This is a genomic window from Dyella sp. EPa41 (assembly GCF_016586165.1).
Taxonomy (GTDB): Bacteria; Pseudomonadota; Gammaproteobacteria; order Xanthomonadales; family Rhodanobacteraceae; genus Dyella.
The window spans coordinates 1-9729 of the sequence record NZ_BCPR01000114.1; the positions used below are offsets into that span (position 1 = coordinate 1).

General features: G+C 65.2%; 10 protein-coding genes and 1 tRNA gene. 3 read left to right on the forward strand and 8 right to left on the reverse strand.

The annotated features are described in order from the left end of the window. Together JMF82_RS20930 and JMF82_RS20935 are read right to left on the reverse strand one after the other, a co-directional pair. A partial coding sequence (locus JMF82_RS20930; RefSeq protein ID WP_201316468.1) for a penicillin acylase family protein occupies nucleotides 1-1779 on the reverse strand: 1779 nt, incomplete at its 3' end. Nucleotides 1780-2072: 293 nt separating this feature from the next. Beyond that, on the reverse strand, nucleotides 2073-4040 hold the full coding sequence (locus JMF82_RS20935; RefSeq protein ID WP_201316461.1) for a M1 family metallopeptidase: 1968 nt from the start codon (nucleotides 4038-4040) through the stop codon (nucleotides 2073-2075). Between the two features lie 134 nt (nucleotides 4041-4174). Between JMF82_RS20935 and queF the strand changes: the two genes are divergently transcribed. Both queF and JMF82_RS20945 read left to right on the forward strand, forming a co-directional pair. Next, complete coding sequence (gene queF, locus JMF82_RS20940) at nucleotides 4175-4999, forward strand: NADPH-dependent 7-cyano-7-deazaguanine reductase QueF (RefSeq protein WP_201316462.1); 825 nt, start codon at nucleotides 4175-4177, stop codon at nucleotides 4997-4999. Nucleotides 5000-5158: 159 nt separating this feature from the next. After that, nucleotides 5159-5767, forward strand: coding sequence for a hypothetical protein (locus JMF82_RS20945; protein WP_201316463.1), 609 nt, complete (start codon nucleotides 5159-5161; stop codon nucleotides 5765-5767). Between the two features lie 64 nt (nucleotides 5768-5831). Here JMF82_RS20945 and JMF82_RS20950 read toward each other — a convergent pair whose 3' ends face one another. Continuing rightward, a complete protein-coding gene (locus JMF82_RS20950) occupies nucleotides 5832-6620 on the reverse strand; it encodes an HdeD family acid-resistance protein (protein ID WP_307838001.1) in 789 nt (262 codons plus the stop codon). 34 nt (nucleotides 6621-6654) lie between these two features. Between JMF82_RS20950 and JMF82_RS20955 the strand changes: the two genes are divergently transcribed. Further along, nucleotides 6655-6861, forward strand: coding sequence for a CsbD family protein (locus tag JMF82_RS20955; RefSeq protein ID WP_201316464.1), 207 nt, complete (start codon nucleotides 6655-6657; stop codon nucleotides 6859-6861). A 63-nt stretch (nucleotides 6862-6924) separates the two neighbouring features. Here JMF82_RS20955 and JMF82_RS20960 read toward each other — a convergent pair whose 3' ends face one another. The 5 genes from JMF82_RS20960 to JMF82_RS20980 all read right to left on the reverse strand — a co-directional run bounded on the left by JMF82_RS20960 (nucleotide 6925) and on the right by JMF82_RS20980 (nucleotide 9289). Continuing rightward, nucleotides 6925-7272, reverse strand: coding sequence for a metalloregulator ArsR/SmtB family transcription factor (locus JMF82_RS20960; protein ID WP_236585613.1), 348 nt, complete (start codon nucleotides 7270-7272; stop codon nucleotides 6925-6927). 13 nt (nucleotides 7273-7285) lie between these two features. Further along, nucleotides 7286-8152: an MBL fold metallo-hydrolase gene (locus JMF82_RS20965; RefSeq protein WP_201316465.1), complete on the reverse strand. Its 867-nt coding sequence runs from the start codon at nucleotides 8150-8152 to the stop codon at nucleotides 7286-7288. Between the two features lie 11 nt (nucleotides 8153-8163). Further along, on the reverse strand, nucleotides 8164-8589 hold the full coding sequence (locus JMF82_RS20970; protein ID WP_201316466.1) for a DUF6691 family protein: 426 nt from the start codon (nucleotides 8587-8589) through the stop codon (nucleotides 8164-8166). Further along, a complete protein-coding gene (locus tag JMF82_RS20975; RefSeq protein WP_201316467.1) occupies nucleotides 8586-9011 on the reverse strand; it encodes a YeeE/YedE family protein in 426 nt (141 codons plus the stop codon). The genes JMF82_RS20970 and JMF82_RS20975 overlap by 4 nt, the downstream gene beginning before the upstream one ends. A 201-nt stretch (nucleotides 9012-9212) precedes the next feature. Next, nucleotides 9213-9289 (reverse strand) — tRNA-Arg (locus JMF82_RS20980). Between the last annotated feature and the right edge of the window lie 440 nt (nucleotides 9290-9729).

Sequence of the window (9729 nt, forward strand, 5' to 3'; positions counted from 1 at the left end):
CCAAGGCACGCCCCAGCTGCCGAAATCCTTCTCCAGCCGGTCGGCCGCTTCCGCCAGCGCATCGAGGCGCGCCTTCGGCCCTGCCCGCTCCGCCATGATGTCGTAGACCGACAGGCCTTCGGAGACGTCGGATTTGTCCACCTTGTCCCACAGGGTGTCGCCCCAGAACACCGCCAGCGAAGTAGGCATCGAGGCGATGCCCCAGCGATAGTCCCAGCCGCGCAGCAAGGCGACGGGGCCGGCGAGCTTCTTCTTCAGCGGATCGCTGGAAGGCAGCTTGTCGTAGTCGGCGATGAGGATCGGCAGCTGCCGCGCGAACGCCGGCAGATACGAGTCGAACGCCGCGGTGATCAGCGACGCCAGCGTGAAGTCGCGCTTGTCGCCCAGCACCATGGTGGCGTGGATGCCGCGCGGGTTCTCGCCGACGCTGTCCATGTAGCGCGGATAGTCCTCGCGCCTGGGGCTGTACGCGCCGGCCGCGGAGTACGGCCAGTCGTTGGTGTTCATGATCCAGCCGTTGGCCGGATTGAGCAGGCGCGGCGCGCTGTCGAGCGGCAGCAGCCCCTGCCAGTCGGTGGCGGGGTCGCTGCCGTCCACGGGCTTGGTGTAGTCGAAGCGGTCGTCGCGCCTGGGGATGAACTGGGGATGCAGGTACGCGATGTTGCCCTTGTCGTCCGCGAAGATGGTGTTGTTGGACGAGTTGGCCTTGAGCTCGGCGATCTTCATGAAGCTGGCGAAGTCGCTGGCCCTGGTGCGCAACCAGCTTTGCTCCAGCGCCTCCATCGGCTTGTTCATCAGCGCCGTGGCGATCCACTTGCCGTCCTGCTCGCGCACCACCGGGCCGTGATGCGTGGCGTAGGTCGTGAACGCGCGCTCGCCCATCGAGCCGTCGGCCTTGCGGTAGGCCACGCGGATCTCGCGCGTGGTGACCGGGCGCTGTTCCTTGCCGTAGCGGTAGCTCAGCTTGCCGCCGTCGCGCGAGATCGTCTCGGCGAACTCGTCCACCACGTCGGCGGTCGTCGAGGTGTGCATCCAGCCGATGTGCTTGTTGAAACCCTGGTAGATGAAGAACTGGCCCCAGGTCACCGCGCCGTAGGCGTCGAGCCCGGCGTCGCTGCTCATCTGCAATTCGGAGCGGAAGAAGAACGAGGTGTGCGGATTGATCAGCAGCAGCGCGTGGCCGTCGGCGGTCAGCTTGGGCGCGATGACGATGCCGTTGGAGCCGGTGGGCTCGATCCAGCTCGACGGCGTGTCGACGAAGGCGACCTTGTCGTCGGCCTTGCCATAGAACGCCTGCAAATCTTTCAGCGAGACCCGCTCGATGTCGCCGCCGATGCTGCCCTCGCTGAAGCTCAGCGCCATCCACGGCTCGAAACGGGTGATCACGCGCGGATGCACGTCAGGATGCGTGGCGAGGTAGTAGTTGAGGCCATCGGCCCAGGCGTTCATCAGCTCCTTGAGCCAGACCGGGCTCTTGGCGTAGAGGCGCTTGAGCTCGGCGGGATCGATCCACAGCTGTTGGCGAAGATCGGACCAGATCGCCTTCTCGCCCTCTGCCTGCGCCAGCCAGCCGAGCGCGTTGAGATAGTTGGTCTCGACGCGATTGAAGTCGTCCTCGGCCTGCGTATAGGCCATGCCGAACACCGCGTCCGCGTCGGTCTTGCCATGCACGTGGGCAATACCCCAATCGTCGCGGATGACGGTGACGGCCCTGGCTTCCGTTTGCCAGCGCGCCGGGGCGTTGGTTTGGGCGGAAGCCGTCGCGCCCGAGGCGAGCATGACGGCGAAGAAAAGCGAATGGATGGCGTGGCGACGCGAGAGCGTAAGAGATGGCTTGGTGGTCACTGGTCGGTTCTCGTATGGCTTTGTCGTGGCGTCATGAGCGCGCAACCTCTCGCTCTTGCTTTTGCCGTCATCCCGGCGCAGGCCGGGATCCAGTAGCGATACCGTATGGCTATTGCGATTAAGCTCACGAAGCTCTCGCAATGACCGAATACCGAGGAAACTGGATCCCGGCCTGCGCCGGGATGACGAGCAAAGGAATCAATGCATGAGGCAAGCCGCCAAGGAACTCAGGGCATCGTGAGGCTGTTGTTGCCCCGATCCGCATCAGGCAGCCTGTGATCCGGATCGAGTGTCAGCTTGCCGATGCGCTTGTCCGTATGCAGCGCCAGCTTCGGCGTCGCACCCTGGCGCCACGTTTCCACCGGCACGCGCTCGTCCTGGTGCGTGCCATCGGCGAAATCGATGCGCAGCGTGGCCGGCATCACCAGCTTCTGCCTGCTCGCCAGCGTCACCACCGCGCCCTTGGCCGGATCGTTGTCGACGTAGCTGGCGGCCGTCACGCCCATGTCGAGCTGCCAGTTGTTGAGGTACCAGCCGCGCCACCACCAGGAAAGGTCTTCTCCCGCCTCGCTGCTCATGAAGCGGAAGAAATCGGACGGCGATGGATGGCGGTACGCCCACGTGGCGATGTACTTGCGGAACGCAGGATCGAAACGTTCGGGCCCGAGGATCTGCTCGCGCAGCAGCACGAGACCCAGGGCGCCCTTGAAGTAGCTCACCGAGTGGCGGTACTTCTCCGACACCGAATCGGCGGGCGCCATCAGCGTCGGTGCGTTCGCGTCGGCCAGCACGGGCAGGATCTCGTCCACCGGGTTGCCGCCCTTGGGCGCGTACTCGCTGTCGCGCTTGGGTGCGAATTCGCCCCTGTTGAACGCATCGGAGGCGTAGACATCGATGAAGGTGTTGAAGCCTTCGTCCATGAACGCGTGGCGACGCTCGTCCGAGCCCACGATCATCGGAAACCAGGTATGGCCGATCTCGTGCGCGGTGATCCAGAACAGCATCGGCCCCTTGTCGTCATAGCCGTCGAACACGATGCCCGGATATTCCATGCCCGCGCCGTGGCCGCCGAGGTTCACCGCCGCCGGCCAGGGGTAGGGATACCACTTGGACGAGAAGTGCTCGATCGCGCCCTTCACGTACTCGGTGGAGCGGTCCCATTTGTCCTTGCCCACGCCTTCCACCGGATACACCGACATGGCCAGCGAGTGCTTGCCGCCGGGCAGGTTGATACGCGCGGCGTCCCACACGAACGCGGGCGATGCGGCAAACGCCACGTCGCGCGTGTGATCCATGTGGAAGCGCCAGGTGAGCGTGCCGTCCTGCTTTGGACGGCTGGACGGCTCGTTCACCTCCTGCGGCGTACGGATCATCACCGTGGCGTCGCTCTGCGCCGCCTGTGCGAGGCGCTGCTGCTGCGCGGCCGTGAGCACGTCCTTGGGATTGGTCAACGCGCCGGAGCCGGCCACGACGTAGTTCCACGGCACGGTCACGGCGTAGTCGATGTCACCGTATTCGAGGTAGAACTCCGAACCGAGGTAAGGCAGCGTGTCCCAGCCGCGCAGGTCGTCGTACACCGCCATGCGCGGGAACCACTGCGCGATTTCGTAGATGTCGCCGTTCCTGGTCGGGGTCACCGCCGTGCGGCCGCCCCAGGTGCCCGGCACCGTGTAGTGGTAGCGGATGCGCAGCTTCAGCTGCTTGCCGTTGCCCGCAAGCACCCGCGGCAGGTCCACGCGAAGACGCGTGTCGTCGACAAGGAAATGCACCGGCTTGCCATCCACTTCCACCGCGTCGAGCTGGTAACCGTCGGTGAAATCCTTGCGTGGGCGCGGTGAACTGAGCGAACCGCGCGAGTCGCGGCGGTAGGCGTTCTGGTCCAGCTGCACCCACAGCACGTCCAGCGCGTCGGGGCTGTGGTTGGTGTAGGTGATGGTTTCATCGCCGCGCAGCGTGTGCGTGGCAGGCTCGATGTCCGCCTGGATGGCGTAGTCCGCACGGTTCTGCCAGAACAGCGGGCCGGGCTTGCCCGAGCCCCCGCGGATCGCGTTGGCCCCATCCGGCAGGGAGAGCGGCGCAAACAGCGCCTGGGGGTCGAAGGCGGCGTCCGTGCCGTCGGCGAATACGGGCGCATCAACGGCGCCGGCCACGAGCAGGCCCGCCGCGACGCGGCCGGCCAGGACGAGTTTCTTCATCAGGCGATTTCCTCAAGCTCCCCAGAATCTGCACCGGACACTATAGGAACCGTATCGGCGGGTGAACCGGGCCAATCGTCATGGTCGGAGCGGCCCAACCGGTGCCCTGGGGCCGGGGGCGGTAGAATGAAGGCATGAGCACCCCCGAACATTCCCCGCTCGGCAAGACCACCGTCTACGCCGACCGCTACGACCCTGCCCTGCTTTTTCCGATCCCGCGCCGCGCCAAGCGCGAGGAGATCGGCGTAGCCGGCCCCCTGCCGTTCCGTGGCATCGACATCTGGAACGCCTACGAGCTGTCCTGGCTGGATGCCCGCGGCAAGCCGGTGGCCGCGCTGGCCGAGTTCCGCGTGCCGGCCGAATCGCCCAACATCATCGAGTCGAAGTCGTTCAAGCTTTATCTCAACGGCTTCTCGCAGGAGCGCATCGCGGGCACCGATGCGTTGCTGGCCACCTTGCTGCGCGATCTTTCCGCCGCCGCGGGCGCGCCCGTGCAGGTGCTGCTGACCGAGCCGCGCGCAGCAGGGCACGCCACCACCGATCTGGCCGGCGAATCCATCGATGGCCTGGACGTGGAGATCAGCGACTACGGCCCGCCGCGCGCCGACTACCTCACGGCCGATGCAGCGCAACCCGTCGTGGAGGAAACGCTGGTGTCGGATCTGCTGCGCTCCAACTGCCCCGTCACCGGGCAGCCGGATTGGGGCAGCGTGCAGATTCGCTATCGTGGTGCGCCCATCGATCGCGAGGGCCTGCTGCGCTACCTCGTTTCGTTCCGCAATCACAACGAATTCCACGAGCAATGCGTGGAGCGCATCTTCGTGGACGTGATGGCCCATTGCCGGCCGGAGCAGCTCAGCGTCTACGCGCGTTATACGCGGCGCGGCGGGCTGGACATCAATCCCTTCCGCAGCACGGGCATGGAGATGCCCGGCAATCCGCGCGGCGCACGGCAATAACACCGCGTTCACTTGTTGCAGCCGTGACAGTCATGTTTTGCGTGAGACGCTCAGTAACCGGGGCTTCAGTCCCACGGGACTAGCCTGTCTCGTACGAGGCGCCCGGCAATCGGCTTCGCCGGTCGGGTGTGTGTTCCGCCACCAGCCACGGGGTCAGTCATGAAGATTCAGGCACGCAACACCGCTCTGTACTGCGCGACCCTTGCCGGCCTGCTGATGCTCAGCGCGTGCGGCAAGAACGGCGAGCAGGAAACCAATACACCGCCACCGGGCGCACCTGCCGCCAGCGCACCTGCGCCGGCCGCACCGGCGCCGACGTCCACCACACCGCCGGCTCCTGCGCCCAGCAGCACCGCGCCGGCACCCGCTACCACGACGCCCGCTCCTGCCAGCACGTCCGGCAAATCCGCCAGCATCAAGGCCGGGGAAAACATCAAGGTCACGTCCGTGACGATCGGCAGCGCGGTCGACGCATCGCTGGCGATCAGCCGCGAACAACGCAGCTTCAAGCCGCAGGACAAGGACATCTACGCCAGCGTCGCCACCACCGGCAACACCGACAATGCGACGTTGAATGCGAAGTGGAGCTACGTGGAAGGCAAGGAACAACCCTTCAGCACCACCAGCGAATCGATTGCCACCACCGGCCCCGCCGTCACCACCTTCAAGGTCGAGAACCCGAATGCATGGCCGCAAGGCAAATACAGGGTGGAGATCTCGCTCAATGGCCGCACCGTCGCCAGCGAGGCCTTCGTGGTGCAAGGCTGAGGGCTCCCTCGCCGCGTGATGGAAAAGGCGCCGGAAGGCGCCTTTTCCTTTTCCAGCCGACACCTCAAAGCGCTGCCTTCACCCTGTGCAGCTTGATGCCGGCCGCAAGCTGGAGGAAGCCATAGACGAGCGCCGCCACGCCGATCCAGATCGCGATGGTGAGCAGCCCCGCCCCCGGATAGGCGACGAACAGCCCGCCCAGCAGGATCGCCAGCACGCCGCTCAACGCGATCATCCATTCGCCTTCGATTTCCTTGCGCACGCGGATGGCGAACACGATGCGATAGATGCCCGCGACGATCAGCCAGATCGCGAGGAAGATAAGCAGCACGCTCACCACGGCGAGCGGATGCCATATCGCCAGCAAGCCGAACACGATGGAGGCAAGCGCGTAGAGCACCAGCCAGCCCCGCGAGATCGCCACATCCCGATTGAACAAGGCGAACACGCTGACGATGCCTTCCGCCAGCGACATGACGCCGAACGCCCAAGCCAACGCAACCACGGTGGTACCCGGCCACAGCAGCGCACTCAATCCGAACAGGATCGAGATCACGCCATAGATGATCAGCAACCACCCGGTACGCCCCACCCCTCTGCGCAATGCAAACGCCATGACGTGACCCTCCTTGCTGTTGGGAGACGGCCCAATCGCCGCCATCGTTGCTTCGGTCCCGCGAACCCCTGCGCGATACGCCGGGGTGTCGCCCAGTCGCCGAGACTTCATCGACGCATCTTTGATGTCGACGTAACGCGAACGCGACGCTTGCCGGAAACGCGAAGACTGTTCGGCGACACGGCGGCAACACCGCTTTAACCGCGGCGCTGTTCGAATCGACACCGCAATGCGCATTGCGTCCCTTCCACCCTTCATGAGGTAAGACCAAATGAACCAGGACACCATCCAGGGCAATTGGAAGCAGCTCAGCGGCAAGATGAAAGAGCATTGGGGCAAGCTCACCGACGACGATTTGAAGATTGCCGAAGGCAACGCCGAATACCTCTCCGGCAAGTTGCAGGAGCGCTATGGCATAGCGCGCGACGAGGCCGACAAGCAGGTCAAGGCTTTCGAGAAAGAGATCCGGCACCACTGATCGCCCTGGAGCGCCCTCTCCCTCCGGGGAGAGGGCCCGGCGATCGGCGCGACGGCGGTCGGCTCAATCGCTTGTGCAGAAAAGCTCGAACAAGCGAGCCATCAATGCATGTACACGCTCATCGCTGATCACGTAATAGATCGTCTGTCCTTCGCGCCGGCCGGCAACGAGGCCATCGCGCCGCAGCAGCGACAGGTGCTGCGACACCACGCTTTGCGACAGGCCCAGCGACGAGGCCAGGTCGTTGACCGAGCGCTCGCCCTCCAGCAGTTCGCACAGCAGCATCAGCCGGTTCTGGCTGCCCATTGCCTTCAGCACGGCCACGGCCTCATCGGCGTGGCGCTGCATGGACGCCATGTCCCATGCGGGCTTGCGACGCCGCGTGGCGGCAACTTTCACGGAGCGGGTCATCGCACGTACCGGATCAGAAAGCGTTGAGGGGAATCTTCAGATAACCGATGCCGTTGTCCTCGGCCGGCGGAAACTGGCCCGCGCGCATGTTCACCTGCACGGAAGGCAGCAACAGGCGCGGTACCGGCAGGGTGGCGTCGCGACTCTCCCGCAACGTCACGAAGGCATCTTCATCGATGCCCTCGCGCACATGCACGTTGCCGCTCAACTCCTGGCCGATGGTGGTCTCGTGGGAAAACACGTCGCGTCCCGGCGCCTTGTAGTCGTGGCACAGGAAGACCCGGGTCGACGACGGAAGCGCGAAGATGCGCTGGATCGAGCGATACAACGTACGCGCGTCGCCACCGGGGAAATCGCAGCGCGCCGTGCCATAGTCGGGCATGAACAACGTGTCGCCGACGAAGGCGGCATCGCCGATCACGTGCGTCATGCAGGCCGGCGTATGCCCCGGCGTATGCAGCGCCACGGCATCGATGCTGCCCAGCCGGTAACGTTCGCCGTCCTTGAACAGGTGATCGAACTGGCTGCCGTCGCGCTGGAAGGCGGGTTCCGCGTTGAACAGCTCACCGAACACGCGCTGCACCTCGCAGATGTGCTCGCCGATGGCCAGCCTGCCACCCAGGCGCGACTTCACGTACGGCGCCGCGGAGAGGTGGTCCGCATGCACGTGGGTGTCGATCACCCATTCGAGCACCAGGCCGTTCGACTCGATGAAGCCGATCATGGCATCCGCCGAGTCGTGTCGGGTACGCCCCGACGCCGCGTCGTAATCCAGCACGCTGTCGATCACCGCCGCCTTGCGCGTGGCCGGATCCCACACCACGTAGCTGAAGGTATTGGTCGATTCGTCGAAGAACGCTTTCACTTCCGGTGATTTCATGGAGTCGGCCCTCACTTCGCATCCTTGTTGCGCGCCGGCAACCTCGCCGCCAGCCACCAGCCCAGCACCATCATGGCAACCAAGAGGAACACCGGTGGCAAGCCGGCGCCGAGCGATGCCAGCGCCGGCCCCGGGCAATAGCCGGCGATGCCCCAGCCGATGCCGAAAACGGCGGCGCCGAGCACCAGGCGCGCATCCACACGACGGGCGGCAGGCAACTGGAACGATGCATCGAACCAGGGCCGCTGTCCGCGCCATACCAGCCGGTAGCCTATCGCGGTCGTCACCACCGCACCCGCCATCACGAACAGCAGGCGTGGATTCCATGCGCCGGCCAGATCGAGGAAGCCGAGCACCACGGCCGGCTGCGTCATGCCGCCCAGGCTCAGGCCAACACCGAACACGACGCCAGCCAGCAAGGCCATCCAGATCTTCATGCCTCGGCCCCTCCCAGCAGATGCCGGATCACGAATACCGTCACCACGCCAGTCAATACGAACACCACTGTCGCCAGCAGCGAACGCGGCGAGAACCGCGCGATGCCACACACGCCGTGCCCGCTCGTGCAGCCCCCGCCCAGTCGCGTACCGAAACCCACCAGCAGGCCCGCGAGCGCCATCCACGGCCATGACACCAGCGGCGCACCGATTCCGCTGTCGCCGTGCAACCACGACAGCAGCAGCGGCCCCGCCACCAAGCCGACCACGAACGCCACGCGCCAGCCCCGATCGCCCGCGCCGGTAACCAGCCCGCCCGCGATGCCGCTGATGCCCGCGATACGCCCAAGCGCCCCCATCAGCAATATGGCTGATAGTCCGATGAGAGCGCCGCCGATGGCGGAGAGCAACCAGGGATGCATGGGATCGTCACATATTCATATATTCGATCATTCTAATATATAGCTTCTGTCGCGGCTGTGCAAAATTCAACCACCAAGTGGTTCGGCGCGGCGTGAAGCGCGGTCCGGCGCCAGGCCTTTCACGGCCATGACCCGTCAGTCCTTGGGCACCGACGGGAACGAAAAAAGCCCTTCCCGTTGCCGGGAAGGGCTTCTCGGATCTGGCGCGCCCGGAGGGATTCGAACCCCCGACCAATGGCTTCGGAAGCCACTACTCTATCCGGCTGAGCTACGGGCGCATGAGCGATGCACGGGCGTGGAGGCATGGCCTCTTTCGCACGGCGGACGCGCAGTATAGCCGAGTTGGGGGCGGGCGCCCATGCGGGCGTCCCTGGGTTCACCGGCGCCCACCTCCCGCCCTTGTAGGAGCGCACCCAGTGCGCGATGGCCTTTCGCGGTGGGCTGCATGGTTGTGGCTCTTATAAGAGAGGGTGCCTTCGGTTGCCATGCCGCCGCTAGGTTGCCGCCTACGCGGCGGGCGTTTCGATCCCCTGCCGGCGCTCGAGTCACTTTTCTTTTGCTGGCCCAAAAGAAAAGTAACCCAAAGAAAATGGCCTTGAGAGCCAAGGCTCATAGCGATATGCGGGATAGGAGCGTCGGCCGACTGAGGTCAGCCGGGATGGGCTCGTTGCTACCTCGAACGAAGCCGCTACACCGCAACGCGCCGACGCGAAGAGAA